This is a genomic window from Vibrio sp. 1580 (assembly GCF_033340055.1).
This window is the reverse complement of record NZ_JAWOVT010000007.1, coordinates 195,966-211,517: the sequence shown is the minus strand read 5'-3', so window position 1 is coordinate 211,517 and position 15,552 is coordinate 195,966. Positions and strand designations below refer to the sequence as shown.

Genomic DNA, 15,552 nt, shown 5'->3' with positions numbered 1-15,552 from the left:
CACTTGCTGTTAAACGAGCGGCATTATTCTCTCAGGTAACCATTTTTCAAGGTAAAAAGATGATTGAAGCCGATCGTTTAATCGCGCCAGAAAACCCTGCCTTTCGTGATGAAGATGTCATTGATCGTGCTATTCGGCCAAAAAAATTAGCGGATTACCAAGGTCAGGACCATGTCCGTGACCAAATGGAGATCTTCATTAAAGCTGCTCAGTTACGTAGCGAAGCACTTGATCACCTTTTGATTTTTGGTCCCCCAGGTTTGGGTAAAACCACACTTGCGAACATCGTTGCCAATGAAATGGAAGTGAACATTCGCACTACTTCAGGCCCTGTACTTGAGAAAGCAGGCGATTTGGCCGCGCTTTTAACCAACCTCGAAGAAAACGATGTGTTGTTCATCGATGAGATTCACCGCTTGAGCCCGATGGTTGAAGAGGTGCTGTATCCGGCGATGGAAGATTATCAACTGGATATTATGATCGGTGAAGGTCCGGCCGCTCGTTCTATTAAGATCGATTTACCACCATTTACGTTAATTGGTGCGACGACCCGAGCGGGCTCTTTAACGTCACCATTGCGCGACCGCTTTGGTATTACTCAGCGCCTTGAGTTTTATAAGATAAAAGACCTCCAAGATATCGTGCAGCGAAGCGCGGATTGTTTAGGTTTATCAATGGAACCTGAAGGTGCATTGGAAGTGGCAAGACGTGCGCGTGGCACACCACGTATTGCTAACCGTTTGCTACGCCGTGTTCGTGATTATGCGGAAGTAAAAGGCAATGGTCACATTTGTGCCGATGTTGCCGATAAGGCGTTGAATATGCTTGATGTGGACGCCGAAGGCTTCGATTACATGGACCGTAAGCTACTACTCGCGATTATGGAAAAATTTGGTGGTGGTCCGGTCGGGCTCGACAACATGGCAGCGGCGATAGGTGAAGAAAAGGACACGATTGAAGACGTTCTTGAACCTTATCTTATTCAGCAAGGTTATTTACAACGCACTCCGCGTGGAAGAATCGCGACAGATCGTGCGTATTTACATTTCGGAATTGAAAAATAAGATTCCCTCGCTGGGCCTTTGTTGCCCAGCGCTTCATTAAAGTTGACCAAACTCACATTTTTTGAATTTTTTCTCATACTGGTTTAGTAAGTAAAAAGCATTGATTGTTAACTCGATGTTTGCTTGCAACTGGTTAATTTCTCTCCTGATTACTCTCTCTTAACATCCGTATCCAATACTGGTTGATCTAGATCAATGTGATGGATTTTTGTGCAAATTCCGCGCATAAACATTGATGTATATCAAAGCGCGTTACGGCTATAAACCTTTTGAAACAATCTGTTTTTACAAGTAATATTAGCCCCAGCTATATTAGCTGATGCTTAACAATTAACTAACCAATGAAGCACATTTTTGCAACAATGAGTTGTGATAATTCAACATTTTTCAAGTGTAAATAACACCTGAATATGGATTGCAATATGTAGAGAGTGTCATTCAGCCGACACATAGGAGTTACCATGATTGACGTAGTTGATCTATCGCGGTTGCAGTTTGCACTGACAGCGATGTATCACTTCCTATTCGTACCATTGACCCTTGGTATGGCCTTCCTTCTGGCCATTATGGAATCGATGTACGTAATGACGAACAAGCAAATCTATAAGGACATGACCAAGTTCTGGGGTAAGCTATTCGGTATTAACTTTGCACTTGGTGTGGCGACAGGCCTTACCATGGAGTTCCAGTTTGGTACGAACTGGTCTTACTACTCCCACTATGTAGGTGATATCTTCGGTGCACCGCTAGCGATCGAAGCACTTGTCGCATTCTTCCTGGAGTCAACTTTTGTTGGTCTATTCTTCTTCGGGTGGGATCGTCTATCTAAACGCCAACACTTAGCGGTTACCTGGCTTGTGGCACTAGGCTCTAACTTCTCTGCTCTTTGGATTCTTATCGCAAACGGCTGGATGCAAAACCCAGTAGGCGCAGATTTCAACTTCGAAACCATGCGAATGGAAATGGTGAGCTTCTCTGAGGTTGTACTAAACCCAGTAGCTCAGGTTAAGTTCGTGCATACGGTTGCTTCTGGTTACACTTGTGGCGCAATGTTTATTCTAGGCATCAGTTCATACTACCTATTAAAAGGTCGTGACATTGCGTTTGCTCGTCGTTCATTTGCTATCGCTGCATCTTTCGGTATTGCTGCTATCTTATCTACCATCGTTCTTGGTGACGAATCTGGCTACGAGCTTGGTGAAGTTCAAAAAGTGAAACTCGCTGCAATTGAAGCAGAGTGGCACACTGAACCTGCACCTGCCGCATTTACATTATTTGGTGTTCCTAACCAGGAAACGATGCATACCGATTACGCAATTAAGATCCCTTACGTAATGGGTATTATCGCGACACGTTCTTTTGATGAGCAAGTAACAGGTCTTCGTGATTTACGTGATGAACACGTCGATCGTATTCGTGACGGCATGTACGCTTATGAACTTCTAGAGAAGCTTCGTGCGGGCGATAAGTCAGAAGAAAACATGACTGCGTTTGATGAAGTGAAAGGTGACCTAGGTTACGGTCTACTTCTAAAACGCTACACAGACAATGTTGTTGATGCAACAGAAGAGCAAATCCAAGCTGCTGCGGACGACTCAATCCCAACAGTATGGCCGCTATTCTGGTCATTCCGTATCATGGTTGCTTGTGGCTTCATCATGTTGTTTGTCTTTGGTGCGGCGTTTATCCAAACGTGTCGTCAGAAGATTGAACAGAAACAATGGATTCTAAAAGCTGCACTATTTAGCATTCCACTACCTTGGATTGCAATTGAAGCGGGTTGGTTCGTCGCTGAGTACGGCCGTCAGCCTTGGGCTGTAGGTGAAATTCTACCAGTGCATGTTGCAGCTTCTGCGCTAACTGCAGGTGAAATCTGGACTTCACTCTTCGCAATTCTGGCGCTATACACGGTATTCCTGATTGCAGAAGTTTACCTAATGTTGAAATTCGCTCGTAAAGGCCCAAGTAGCCTGAAAACGGGTCGCTACCACTTCGAGCAAAATGCTGACTCTGTTGAAGACAAAGTTAGTCGCCAAGTAGAAGCGTAAGGTAAGGAGATAACAAGATGTTTGATTACGAAATCTTGCGACTCATCTGGTGGGTACTAATCGGTGTTCTACTAGTTGGTTTTGCAGTAACAGACGGCTTCGATATGGGTGTAGGCGCGCTTGTACCTATTATCGGTAAAAACGACACGCAACGCCGTGTCATGATTAACTCAATTGCTCCTCACTGGGATGGTAACCAAGTTTGGCTTATCACTGCTGGTGGTGCACTGTTCGCAGCTTGGCCTTTGGTTTACGCAACGTCATTTTCAGGCTTTTACTTAGCGATGATTTTGACACTAGCAGCGCTATGGCTTCGTCCTCTGGGCCTAGACTACCGCTCTAAAATCGAAGATCCAAAATGGCGCAATACCTGGGATATCTGTATCTCAATCAGTGGTTTTGTTCCGCCAATCATCTTTGGTGTGGCGTTTGGTAACCTTCTACAAGGTGTACCGTTCCAATTGAGTGAGTTCTTGATGCCAACATACCATGGCTCATTCTTTGGTCTACTAAACCCATTTGCACTGTTGTGTGGTCTAGTAAGCTTGTTCATGATTTTGATGCAAGGTTCTACTTGGCTACAAATGAAAACAACAGGCGAAGTGCATGTGCGTGCGCGCAACGTTGCTCAGTTGGCTGGTTTACTGACGGTTGCTGCGTTTGTAGCGGCTGGTTTCTGGATCCAAAATATCGATGGCTACGTCATTGTTGGCGGTATCGACACTAACGCTGCTTCTAACCCTCTAAACAAAGAGGTTATCCGTGAAGCTGGTGCGTGGATGAAGAATTTTGAAAACTACCCATTACTATGGGCTGCTCCTGTACTAGGTGTTGCAATGCCGCTTCTCGCTGTATTGGCATCTCGTCTTGAAAAATGTGCGATTTCGTTCATTACTTCAAGCTTGGGTGTTGCTGGTGTTATCTTTACTGCAGGTTTTGCGATGTTCCCATTCATCATGCCTTCAGACTTAATGCCAAGCCACAGCTTAACAATGTGGGATGCAACGTCATCTGAGCTGACTCTGAACCTAATGACAGGCGTTGCGTTTGTTATGGTGCCAATCATCCTTGGTTACACATCTTGGACTTACTACAAGATGTTTGGTCGCCTTGATGACCAGTACATTGAAGACAACAAAAACTCACTTTACTAAGGAGCATTTACTATGTGGTATTTCGCATGGATTCTAGGTGTACTACTTGCTTGTGCATTCGGTATCATCAACGCTCTTTGGCTAGAGCACTCAGAAATGATGGATAAAGACAGTGAGTAACCTCGCTGATAAGGTAGCGAAACTTCACGCACCAATGGATAAGACTCTGCTACGAGTCTTATCTCTCATCCTTGGCTTTATGCACGTAGGATTGGTGATGTGGGACCCTGAAGCTTACCATCAAGCAATTGGTGGTTTTAACTCAATCATCGCACCAGCACTGATTTGGTCTGTATGTTCAAGCATGGTGTATGGGGTGGGCTTCAAGCCAAGAAACTGGTACTGGCAAGTTTTGTTTAGTCCTTATTTCTCGTTAGCTATCTTAATTTATCTAACGGCACTTTATTTCATTTAGGCTGAAATATGCTGTAATAAAGTCGGTTACTAAATCACCGAATAAAAGCTAGGTATCTCGCCTAGCTTTTATTTTTTCTACAAATTTCAAAAATATTTCCTTAGCTCGGTACCAATTGCTGTCGCTTCAGTTATAGTAATTACTTTAAAGAATTGAATATATTGGTACTCCCTTGCAAGGCACATCAAATCTCTTTCACTGGCCGATCACCGTGTACTATGAAGACACTGATGCGGGCGGTGTTGTATATCATTCTAATTATCTAAAATTCTTTGAGCGCGCACGGACAGAGATGTTACGTGCTAAAGGCATTTCTCAACATGTGTTACTGGAACAAAATATCGGCTTTGTTGTCCGACACATGGATATCGATTTCAACCAAGGGGCTAGGCTGGACGAGCATCTGACAGTCGTAACCCGAGTGTCAGAAATAAAACGTGCTTCTCTGCAATTCTGTCAAGAGTTGGTCAATGATCAAGGCAAGATATTGTGCAAGGCCTCGGTTAAGGTAGCATGTATCGATAATAAGAAAATGAAACCAATAGCTATTCCAACCTTTATAAATTCGGAGCTAACAAATAGTGACTGCTGATATTTCCATTTTAGATCTCTTTCTTCAGGCCAGTCTGTTGGTAAAGCTTGTGATGCTGACGTTGCTTGGCATGTCAATTGTGTCATGGGCAATGATCATCAAGCGCAGCAAAGTGCTTTCTCAAGCATCAAAAAATGCAGAGCAGTTTGAAGACAAATTTTGGTCGGGTACTGATCTTTCTCAGCTTTACCAAAAAGTAAAAGCGCGTAAAGACGAAATTGAAGGCACAGAAGAAATCTTCTACGCAGGTTTTACAGAGTTTGCTCGCCTACGTAAGAGCAACGCAAATTCACCAGCTTACATCATGGAAGGCACTGGTCGCGCAATGCGCGTTGCTGTTTCTCGTGAAGTTGATGAGCTAGAAACAAGCTTACCGTTTTTGGCAACAGTCGGTTCTATAAGCCCTTATATCGGCCTATTTGGTACCGTTTGGGGCATCATGCACGCCTTTATTGCGCTGGGTGAAGTAAAGCAAGCTACGCTGTCTATGGTTGCACCGGGTATCGCGGAGGCACTTATCGCGACAGCGATGGGTCTATTTGCGGCTATTCCGGCAGTAATGGCGTACAACCGCCTAAGCAATAAAGTGAGTAAACTAGAGCACACTTACGCAACATTTTCTGAAGAATTCCACAGCATCCTTCATCGTCAAGCGATGGCTGGCCGAGACAGCGCGGATAAGGAATAAAGCATGGCGGGTTATCAACCTAAAAAGCGAAAAATGACAGCGGAGATCAACGTTGTTCCGTATATCGACGTAATGCTCGTACTGTTGATCATTTTTATGGCGACCGCTCCATTTGTGACTCAAGGCGTCGACGTTGATCTTCCGAAAACATCGACCGCAGAATCTATGCAAGACCTTGCTGGCGAGACTGACAGTAGCTTTATTATCATCGAAATTGATAGCGAGGGTAATTTAGGCCTAAGCGTAAATGATGAAGAAGTTCAGCGAGGTTTGTCGTTGCAAGATGTTATTGTGCGAGTGAAAGCGGAGCGAGAGGTTAAGCCGGATTCACCAGTTGCGGTAGGTGGCGACGCGGCAACACCATATGCCGATGTTGTTCTATTGCTAGATGAACTAAGTCGAGCTGGTATCCCTAAGGTAGGTCTAATGACCGATATCAGGGAATAGACATCAATTATCTATGAAAGATCACAAGAAGAAACCCAACCAATACGCCAAACCGATAGCAATATCGGTTGGTTTGCATGCAATTCTAGTTGCAGCCCTGCTTTGGGGGACGGACTTCAACATGTCTAAACCAGAGCCTACAGGGCAAATGGTTCAAGCTGTTGTCATCGATCCAAAACTTGTGCAGCAACAAGCGAAAGAAATTCGCCAGCAACGCGAAAAGGCAGCGAAAAAAGAACAAGAGCGTCTTGATAAACTGAGACGCGAAGCAGAGCAGCTAGAAAAAAACCGCAAAGCTGAAGAAGAGCAAATTCGCAAGTTGAAAGAGCAGCAAGCGAAAGATGCTCAAGCGGCGCGAGAAGCAGAAGCTGCACGTAAGAAAAAAGAGCAAGAGCGCAAGCAGGAAGAAGAACGTGTTCGCAAAGAAAAAGAGCGAGCTGCTAAGCTAGAAAAAGAGCGCAAGGAAAAAGAAGAAGCCGTGCGTAAAGCTGAGCAGGAGCGTTTAGCAAAAGAAGCGGCTATAGCAAAAGCTGAGCAAGAACGTTTGGCTCGTGAAAAAGCAGCAAAAGAAGCGGAAGAAAAAGCACGTCGTGAGCGTGAAGCTGCTGAAAAAGCTGAACAAGAGCGCATTGCAAAAGAGAAAGCGGCAAAAGAGGCAGCGGAGCGAGAGCGTAAAGCGAGAGAAGCAGCTGAGCGTGCCGAGCGTGAGCGTAAAGCTCAAGAAGCCGCGTTAGATGATATTTTTGCGGGTCTCGAGGATGAGGTCAGTAAAAACAGTGCTGCGCGCAATCAATTTATTGACGACGAACTTTCTCGTATGTCATCCATCTATACTCAAAATATTCAGCAAAAGCTGATTAAGGATGACTACTTGCTGGGAAAGGAGTGTAGGGTAAACATCAAATTGATTCCGACAGGAACTGATATGATGGTCTCTGGTGTTACCGTTTTGAGTGGCGATACTCGAGTATGTGCTGCGGCGAAGCGAGCAATAGCTCAGGTAGGGACGTTCCCTAAATCTTCAGAATCAGCGGTCAATGAAAGACTAAAAGACATCAACATAACTGTTGCTTTGGACTAAAAGGAATAAGACGTGATTAGACGCCTTTTACTAGGAATGTTTGTACTGTTTAGCAGTATGACAAATGTGGCGAATGCCGCATTAGAGTTGGTCATTACCGATGGTATTGATTCAGCACGACCAATTGCTGTTGTTCCGTTTAAGTGGGAGGGCACACAAGCGCTTCCAACGGATGTTTCTGCTGTTATCGCCTCGGATTTACAACGTAGTGGTAAATTCAGCCCAGTTCCAACGAGCAAAATGCCACAAACACCGTTCAGTGAATCAGAAGTTAATTTTGATGCTTGGACCAATTTAGGTGTGGATGCGCTATTGACTGGTTCAATCAAGCAAAACGACCAAGGTGACTACGTTATCAACTATCAACTTGTTGATATTGTGCGTGGTCAGTTAACAGGTGGGAAGAGTAAGGCGCTTGGTAGTGACGGTGAATTGGTTCTGTCAAAAGATCATGTGCTGTTCAATAAAGTAGCCACTGTTCAAGGGCCTCGTATGCGTGAGTACGCTCACCGTATCTCTGATTTGGTGTATGAACAGTTAACTGGCGACCGTGGCGCTTTCATGACTCGTATCGCATATGTGGTAGTGAACGATAAAGACCGTTTCCCTTACCAACTTCGAGTCGCTGATTACGATGGCTACAATGAGCGTCTGGTTTTACGTTCTAAGCAACCATTAATGTCACCAGCGTGGTCACCAGATGGTAAAAAGCTTGCGTATGTTAGCTTCCAAAATGGCCAAGCAGAAATCTTCATCATGAACATCTACACCGGTGAACGTGAGAAAATTACTTCATACCCACGTCACAATGGTGCGCCAAGATTTTCGCCAGATGGCAATAAGTTAGCGATTGTTCTTTCTAAAACAGGCTCGCTTCATGTTTATACGTTTGACCTTAACACTCGTAAGCTGACGCAAATTACGCGTGGCAGATCAAATAATACGGAACCGTTCTGGCATCCGGATGGAAAATCGTTGATTTTCACATCGGATAGGGGTGGTAAACCACAGATTTATCAAGTAAATTTGGGCAGCGGTTCTATTGACCGTTTGACTTGGCAAGGCAGCCAAAATTTGGGTGGTCAGATTACTCCTGATGGGCGATTCCTAGTTATGGTGAACCGCAGCAACGCAGGATTTAATTTGGCGAAACAAGATTTGGAAACTGGTGCTCTTCAAGTCTTAACTAAGACCTTGCTTGATGAGTCTCCTAGTATTGCCCCAAACGGTGGCATGGTTGTGTATAGCTCGATTTACAACAAGAAAAACGTACTATCGATGGTGTCAATTGATGGTCGATTCAAAGCTAGATTACCGGCAACAAATGGGCGTGTTCGAGCGCCTGCATGGTCACCGTTTTTGTAGTAATAAGTTTGATTAATAAAGGAAAATAAGATGCAACTGAACAAGGTTCTAAAAGGGCTACTAATCGCGCTTCCTGTAATGGCTGTTACAGCGTGTAGTTCAAGCGACGACGCTGCTTCTAACACTGGTGCAGCAACAAACAACAATGGCGCAGTGGAAACAACAGTAGCTACGCCAATTGATCAAAGCGGTCAGTTGACAGAGCAAGAGCTAAAAGAGCAAGCGCTACGTGAAACTCAAACAATCTACTTTGCTTTTGACAACTCAACAATTGCAGCAGATTACGAAGAGATGCTAGCGGCTCACGCTTCTTACCTAAGCAAGAACCCAGCACTTAACGTAACTATCGAAGGTCACGCTGATGAGCGCGGTACACCTGAGTACAACATTGCTCTAGGTGAGCGTCGTGCACAAGCAGTAGCGAACTACCTACAAGCACTAGGTGTTCAAGCTGACCAAATCTCAATCGTTAGCTACGGTGAAGAGAAGCCACTTCTTCTAGGTCAATCAGATGAAGTTTACGCTAAGAACCGTCGCGCGGTTCTAGTATACTAATTCGAGGTAATCCTCATGTTCAGTAACACTAAGCGCGCTGTTGCGCTTACGTTACTGGCAAGTGCAGCGAACTTTGCGTTCGCTGCACCAGCTCCAGTATCCGATCTCAACAGCACATCATCCGTCTCTAAGAGCCGTTCATCTGAAACGGAAGTAGAACGTCTAGAACGTTTGCTACAAAATCGCAATCGCGTTCAGCTCCAAATGCAACAGCAAATTGACCAAATGTCACAAGAGATCAGTGAATTGCGTGGTCAATTAGAGCGAAATAGCTACGAAATGAAACAAATGTTGCAACGTCAACGTGAGTTGTTTGTCGAGCTGGATCGTGTTCGTGGAGAGATAAAATCCACACCTGCACAAGAAGCACAACCTGTGAAAACAGGTGGCCAGTACACTCCAAATGTTGATGAGCAAACGGCATATCAGAATGCAGTTGACCTCATTCTCAAAAAGCGTGATTACACTGGCGCAATTGCAGCGTTCCAGCAGTTCCAGAAAGATTATCCTGATTCTACATATTCAGCGAATTCTCACTACTGGTTAGGTCAGTTGTACTTCGCTAAAAAGCAGGATGAGGATGCAGTGAAAAGTTTTGCCGCTGTTGTGTCTTATAAAGACTCCAACAAGCGAGCCGATGCGTTGCTTAAGTTAGGCGAAATCGCTGAGCGTAATAACAATGCAGCTCAAGCGAAAAAGTACTACCAACAAGTGGTTGATGAATACCCAGGTAGTGCATCTGCAAAACTTGCCAGCTCTAAGCTGTAAGACGTTATGTTTTGAAAAGGAAGCCTCGGCTTCCTTTTTCTTTTCCATTTTCTGTTGGTGCAGAACGGCTAAGTCGATAGCAATGATGCAGAGCCTCTGACCTTGTGTTGCACCGAATTTCGCTACTCGGAAATGCTACCTGTAACAAAGATATACGGCTAGACCGCTAGAAATCCCCGCGACAAGTTGGTTTTTGAAAATTAACGAGGTTACAATACTCGGATTAAAGGAAGTTGCGTAGAGCATGAGCAATGAGCCATATATTAGATAAAATCGACACTGTTTACCCATTCCCACCGAAACCAGTTCCATTAAGCGAAGAAGAAAAAGCATCTTACATTGAGCGTATTAAAAAGTTACTCAAAGAAAAAGATGCGGTACTTATCGCGCACTATTATACCGACCCTGAGATTCAAGCCCTAGCTGAAGACACTGGCGGGTTTGTTGGTGACTCGTTGGAAATGGCGAAGTTTGGTAATCGTCACCCTGCAAGTACATTGATTATTGGTGGTGTTCGCTTTATGGGCGAGTCGGCCAAAATTCTGACACCAGAAAAGCGCATTCTAATGCCAACGTTGGAAGCGGAATGTTCGCTCGACCTTGGCTGTCCTGCGGATAAGTTCAGCGAGTTTTGTGATGCTCACCCTGATCATACGGTTGTAGTTTACGCAAACACCTCAGCAGCGGTTAAAGCCCGTGCCGACTGGGTCGTTACATCGAGTATTGCGCTTGAAATCGTGGAACACTTAGACGCTGAAGATAAGCCAATTATTTGGGGACCAGACCGTCACCTAGGATCGTACATCGCTAACAAAACTGGCGCAGATATGCTGCTTTGGCAGGGTGAGTGTGTGGTTCATGATGAGTTCTCTGCTGATGCGCTACGAAAAATGAAGAGCGTGTATCCAGATGCGGCTATTTTGGTTCACCCTGAGTCACCAGCAAGCGTCGTAGAACTTGCCGATGCCGTTGGATCAACGAGTCAGCTGATCAAAGCAGCGAAAGCGCTTCCTCACAAACAAATGATCGTTGCGACAGACAAAGGCATTTTCTTTAAAATGCAGCAACTTGTGCCAGAGAAAGAACTTATCGAAGCGCCAACCGCAGGTGCAGGCGCAACATGTCGCAGCTGTGCACACTGTCCTTGGATGGCAATGAACGGTTTGAAAGCAATTGAGAAAGCGCTTAGTGAAGGTGGTGAAGAGCACGAGATTTTTGTTAACGAAGAACTGCGTGTTAAATCCCTTATCCCGCTTAACCGCATGCTAGATTTTGCTGAGCAGCTAAATATGCAAGTGAAAGGTAATGCTTAAAAAGTAGGCGTAACTGAAAGTAAATCTCAAAAACCAGCCGAATATGGCTGGTTTTTTTGTGTCTTACTATCAATGAGTTACTATTGATGCAATCAATGAATATCGAGGTCATAAATTTATGGCGGTGTGGTTAGTAGTTAAAAAGTGGCTTAGTTCCCACCTTTTTAAATTGAGCAACCGAAGCCTTCTCATCTTTAGTGGCTTATATGTGAGCCTTTCATGGTGGCTGCTGGTTCTCGCTGGTGAAACAGCATTAACAGACAGTTTCGCTAACTTTATCTATTACCTCATGGTTACGGCGAGTACGGTGGGTTATGGCGACCATTCTCCAGTAACAGATTTGGGTAAATGGGTTGTCGTACTATTTGTAATCCCCGGCGGTTTGAGCTTATTCGCCGCATTATTGGGGCGTGTCGCTGGAGCAGCGATGGACTATTGGCGAGCGGGTATTTTAGGAAAACGGAGAGTAAGAGTGGAAAACCATATTGTATTGTTGGGCTGGAATGGATCGAGAACGATGCACCTTATTCGCATGTTACAACATGAAGAAGAGGGAAAGCGTCCGATTGTTTTATGCAGCCGTTCAGAAATAGAGAACCCGTTACCTGGCGAAATCAGTTTTATCAAAGTGACCAGTTATACCGATTCGCAAGAAATGAAAAACGCCAATATTGCCGAAGCCGCTTGCATTATTGTGGATAATCTCTCGGACGACATTACCTTGTCAGCCGCTCTATACTGCGCATCTGTAAACCCTTCCGCTCATTTGGTCGCTTACTTTAAAGATGAAGCGCTAGGCCGACTTCTAAGTCAGCATTGCCCGAAAGCGGAATGCATACCTGCTGTTGGCGCAGAAATGTTGGCAAAAGCGGCGGTTGACCCGGGCTCAAGTGCGCTTCATCAGGAGCTTTTGGCTTCAACACGAGGTATGACGCAATACTCAGTTATTTATCCTGAGGGGCAGTCTGCCACCACTATTGAGAATCTCTTCGTTTTTCTCAAAAGACGCCATCATGCCACGCTGATTGCTTTTGATATTGGCGATGGTATTCAACTCAACCCAGATTTAGATGCTGAAGTACCCGCGAGTACCAAGCTGTTTTACATTGCAGATGAACGTATTGAAGATTTTGCCTGGAAAGAAATGAACAAGGAACAATAATGCACATGATTGCTGGCCTGTTAGCAGGCTTCCCAAACTTTTTACTCTATTTCTCTGTTTCTATTATTTTTGTATTGGCGTTTAAGTTCATCTACGTCAAGTTGACGCCATACGATGAGTGGCATCTGATCAAAGAAAAACAAAATACAGCAGCAGCGATTGCGCTAAGTGGGGCCTTCCTTGGTTACTGTCTCGCGATTTCGGGGGCGGCAAAAAACTCAGTCAATATCGTCGATTTTATGGTTTGGGGCGTTGTTGCAATGCTTGCTCAAATTATTGCATTTGCAATTGTACGCTTTATTTTACTTCCGAAAGTGGCAGAGCGTATCGAAAAAGATGAACTGCCAGCCGGTATTGTATTAGCAGCAGTTTCTGTTTCGGTTGGCGTATTGAATGCCGCGTGCATGACCTACTAGGAGGAACGATGAAGCGGAGTTCTAACGTTAAACGTTCTTCCATGGACAAAAGCTTAAAGCTTGGGAAAATTCTTCCCTTTGCTGCCTTTGGTGGTATTTTCTTCTTTGCTACGTACGAGTCAAAAACAGAAGGGTACATTTTTTCTGATGCTGATGAGTGTAAATCTAACTCGCCTGAGTTTAGTGAACAGTGTGACATTGCATACCAAGAAGCTTTAGCTCGTGCCGAACAAAATGCCCCTCGCTACCGCAGCGAGTTCGAATGCGAGAATGATTTCTACGAGGATGATTGTTACTACAGTTCCAGTTCCCGAGCTTATGTACCTAACTTTGGCGGTTTTTTTTACAGTCGCTCATTAAGCGGATTGAAAGGTTATAACAAGAGCTATTACTCAGAGCCGATGTACCGTTATAAATCCAAATTCTATAATGGAGCAGGACAATTCTTTGGCTCCTACCGAAACCAGCCGACCAAAGTTGCGACTAATAGCCTTAATAAACGTGGTGGCGGCACCATTGGCAGGGCGATGTCTCGAGGCGGGTTTGGTAAAGCGGTGTCGGTCAGTCGAGGCGGTTAAAAAGCACTATGTTTCGACGAGAAATACAAGAGCGCGAAAACTGGCGCGAATTAGCACGCCAGTTTGGTTTTGGTTTCCATACCATGTATGACCAACCGTATTGGGATGAGAGTGCTTACTATCAATTCACGCTTGAGCAAATTGAGCGCGATATAGAAGCGCCCACTGAAGAGCTGCATCAGATGTGCCTGGCTATTGTGGATGAAGTCGTTCGGAGTGAGTGGTTGCTGACGCAATGTGCGATCCCTGAATCTATGTGGGAGCAGGTCGCTTCTTCATGGAGACGAAGCGAACCTTCGCTTTATTCGCGGCTGGATTTCGCGTACAACGGGACCTCGCCAGCAAAATTACTGGAAAACAATGCGGATACGCCAACCAGCTTGTTTGAAACTGGCTTTTGGCAGTGGGTGTGGCTAGAAGATGTTGTAAATAAAGGTCGAGTTCACCGTAGCGCGGATCAATTCAATATTCTTCAAGATTTTTTGATCGAGCGCTTTGCCGAAATAGCAAAATACCAACCAGGACAAACACTTCACTTTAGCTGCTGCAAGTACACTGAAGAAGATAAAGGGACTGTCCAGTATTTAGAGGATTGCGCGCGAGAGGCAGGGTTAGCAACGGCATTCGTGCATGTCGAAGATATTGGAGTGACGGAAGATGGTCTGTTTGTGGATGCTGACGACAGAGCGATTCGTTGGATGTTTAAGCTTTACCCTTGGGAGTTTATGTTTGAAGAGGAATATGCGAAGTACTTAGCGACTGCGAACGTAAACTGGTTAGAACCGATGTGGAAGTCGATTCTATCCAATAAAGCACTTTTACCGTTATTGTGGGAGCGCTTTCCTAACCACCCGAACCTTTTGCCCGCTTATTTTGCTAACGATTCAAAAGCGAACACTATGAGAGATTATGTCATCAAGCCACTATTTTCTCGAGAGGGCGCGAACATCGAGATCGTCATCGATGGAAAACGTTTTGTTAAAACGTCAGGGCCTTATGAATCTCAATTCAATATCGTCCAGCAATACCATCCACTACCTAAGTTTGGGCAAAACCATACGTTAATTGGCAGTTGGTTGGTCAATGATAGAGCTGCCGGTATTTCGATTAGGGAAGACAGTAGCTTAGTGACTCAAGATATGGCGCGGTATATTCCACATGTAATTTTAACATGATCAAAAAAGCTCTCCATTTGGAGAGCTTTTTGTCTATTCAGCCGTTCAATCTTGATGGTCGACAGCGTTGCGTCTATTGTTCTTCAGCTAATGCAACACCGCGCTGGGTAAGACCACATAACATCACTGGCATTGCGTTGAAGATTTCCTCAAACTGCTCTAAGCCTTCCATACCTTGTTCGGCCAATGTTTCAATGGTTGTTTCTGGGTCGTAAAGCATAGTAAGAGAAAGTAAAACACCACCGAGTAGGGCATTATCTTCGCTATCCTCAGGCATCAACGTTTCCCAGTCATCACGCGCAAGTTGCCAGCCTTGTAATACACCTTCACAGAAATCGCGAGCCTGACTTGTTACAATGTCTTGCTCATCTAGCGCGCACCCTGCAGGCCACTGCCAAGTGCCTTCTAGGAGAGCGGGACGAGTTTGGTTCCACATTTGTACAATCTCGTCAATGTACTGCTCTAGTTGTTCACCGTCAGTAAATGGCGCTGTTTCTTCTCCACCCCATAAGAATGGCAACCACTCTTGAGGCATTAATACGTTTGGCGCTGCAGCCATCGCTGTTACAAAGCCTTGAGTTTTTGCTAGGTTTAGTAGTTTACCGTCAAGTTCTGGGAGAGAAAGGATGTCTTGTAGTTTCAAAATAGAATACCATTTGTTAATGGGCTGGTTGATTGCGCTCATCTTACCAATCAATTTGTGATAAATCGATATTAGGGAATGATTCACA

18 protein-coding genes are annotated in these 15,552 nt (G+C 44.8%); 17 read left to right on the top strand and 1 reads right to left on the bottom strand.

All coding sequences use genetic code 11. The features are described 5' to 3' along the window. The first annotated feature begins 59 nt into the window (after positions 1 to 59). The 17 genes from ruvB to R7093_RS13455 all read left to right on the top strand — a co-directional run bounded on the left by ruvB (position 60) and on the right by R7093_RS13455 (position 14,821). On the top strand, positions 60 to 1,064 hold the full coding sequence (gene ruvB, locus R7093_RS13535) for a Holliday junction branch migration DNA helicase RuvB (RefSeq protein ID WP_005378312.1): 1,005 nt from the start codon (positions 60 to 62) through the stop codon (positions 1,062 to 1,064). A 461-nt stretch (positions 1,065 to 1,525) separates the two neighbouring features. Next, entirely contained in the window at positions 1,526 to 3,112 is a 1,587-nt protein-coding gene (gene cydA / locus R7093_RS13530) for a cytochrome ubiquinol oxidase subunit I (RefSeq protein WP_005378311.1), read from the top strand. A gap of 17 nt (positions 3,113 to 3,129) precedes the next feature. Next, positions 3,130 to 4,266: a cytochrome d ubiquinol oxidase subunit II gene (cydB, locus tag R7093_RS13525; RefSeq protein ID WP_006742909.1), complete on the top strand. Its 1,137-nt coding sequence runs from the start codon at positions 3,130 to 3,132 to the stop codon at positions 4,264 to 4,266. Between the two features lie 12 nt (positions 4,267 to 4,278). Next, positions 4,279 to 4,386 carry a cytochrome bd-I oxidase subunit CydX gene (cydX, locus tag R7093_RS13520; RefSeq protein ID WP_000270284.1) on the top strand — a complete coding sequence of 36 codons (108 nt, stop codon included), beginning with the start codon at positions 4,279 to 4,281 and terminating at the stop codon, positions 4,384 to 4,386. Beyond that, on the top strand, positions 4,379 to 4,681 hold the full coding sequence (gene ybgE, locus R7093_RS13515) for a cyd operon protein YbgE (RefSeq protein ID WP_005378304.1): 303 nt from the start codon (positions 4,379 to 4,381) through the stop codon (positions 4,679 to 4,681). The genes cydX and ybgE overlap by 8 nt, the downstream gene beginning before the upstream one ends. 172 nt (positions 4,682 to 4,853) lie before the next feature. Further along, positions 4,854 to 5,273: a tol-pal system-associated acyl-CoA thioesterase gene (ybgC, locus tag R7093_RS13510; RefSeq protein ID WP_017820044.1), complete on the top strand. Its 420-nt coding sequence runs from the start codon at positions 4,854 to 4,856 to the stop codon at positions 5,271 to 5,273. Continuing rightward, positions 5,263 to 5,961, top strand: coding sequence for a protein TolQ (gene tolQ, locus R7093_RS13505; protein ID WP_005378301.1), 699 nt, complete (start codon positions 5,263 to 5,265; stop codon positions 5,959 to 5,961). The genes ybgC and tolQ overlap by 11 nt, the downstream gene beginning before the upstream one ends. 3 nt (positions 5,962 to 5,964) lie before the next feature. Continuing rightward, on the top strand, positions 5,965 to 6,408 hold the full coding sequence (locus tag R7093_RS13500) for an ExbD/TolR family protein (protein ID WP_005378298.1): 444 nt from the start codon (positions 5,965 to 5,967) through the stop codon (positions 6,406 to 6,408). A 13-nt stretch (positions 6,409 to 6,421) separates the two neighbouring features. Continuing rightward, complete coding sequence (gene tolA, locus R7093_RS13495) at positions 6,422 to 7,489, top strand: cell envelope integrity protein TolA (RefSeq protein WP_042522108.1); 1,068 nt, start codon at positions 6,422 to 6,424, stop codon at positions 7,487 to 7,489. 12 nt (positions 7,490 to 7,501) lie between these two features. Continuing rightward, positions 7,502 to 8,854, top strand: a complete 1,353-nt coding sequence (gene tolB / locus R7093_RS13490; protein ID WP_005387925.1) for a Tol-Pal system beta propeller repeat protein TolB — start codon at positions 7,502 to 7,504, stop codon at positions 8,852 to 8,854. 30 nt (positions 8,855 to 8,884) lie between these two features. Further along, a complete protein-coding gene (pal, locus tag R7093_RS13485) occupies positions 8,885 to 9,409 on the top strand; it encodes a peptidoglycan-associated lipoprotein Pal (RefSeq protein WP_005378293.1) in 525 nt (174 codons plus the stop codon). Between the two features lie 15 nt (positions 9,410 to 9,424). Next, on the top strand, positions 9,425 to 10,177 hold the full coding sequence (gene ybgF / locus R7093_RS13480; RefSeq protein ID WP_005378285.1) for a tol-pal system protein YbgF: 753 nt from the start codon (positions 9,425 to 9,427) through the stop codon (positions 10,175 to 10,177). A gap of 251 nt (positions 10,178 to 10,428) precedes the next feature. Continuing rightward, complete coding sequence (gene nadA, locus R7093_RS13475; protein ID WP_047100825.1) at positions 10,429 to 11,490, top strand: quinolinate synthase NadA; 1,062 nt, start codon at positions 10,429 to 10,431, stop codon at positions 11,488 to 11,490. Between the two features lie 118 nt (positions 11,491 to 11,608). Beyond that, positions 11,609 to 12,652, top strand: coding sequence for a potassium channel protein (locus R7093_RS13470; protein WP_017635053.1), 1,044 nt, complete (start codon positions 11,609 to 11,611; stop codon positions 12,650 to 12,652). After that, entirely contained in the window at positions 12,652 to 13,068 is a 417-nt protein-coding gene (locus R7093_RS13465) for a DUF350 domain-containing protein (RefSeq protein ID WP_005378281.1), read from the top strand. The genes R7093_RS13470 and R7093_RS13465 overlap by 1 nt, the downstream gene beginning before the upstream one ends. A gap of 8 nt (positions 13,069 to 13,076) precedes the next feature. Then, positions 13,077 to 13,646 carry a DUF1190 domain-containing protein gene (locus R7093_RS13460; RefSeq protein WP_025766906.1) on the top strand — a complete coding sequence of 190 codons (570 nt, stop codon included), beginning with the start codon at positions 13,077 to 13,079 and terminating at the stop codon, positions 13,644 to 13,646. Positions 13,647 to 13,654: 8 nt separating this feature from the next. Next, positions 13,655 to 14,821, top strand: coding sequence for a glutathionylspermidine synthase family protein (locus R7093_RS13455; protein WP_047100822.1), 1,167 nt, complete (start codon positions 13,655 to 13,657; stop codon positions 14,819 to 14,821). Positions 14,822 to 14,894: 73 nt separating this feature from the next. On the opposite strand, the gene R7093_RS13450 is transcribed toward R7093_RS13455, so the two are convergent. After that, complete coding sequence (locus tag R7093_RS13450; RefSeq protein ID WP_005378278.1) at positions 14,895 to 15,506, bottom strand: YecA family protein; 612 nt, start codon at positions 15,504 to 15,506, stop codon at positions 14,895 to 14,897. Positions 15,507 to 15,552: the final 46 nt, after the last annotated feature.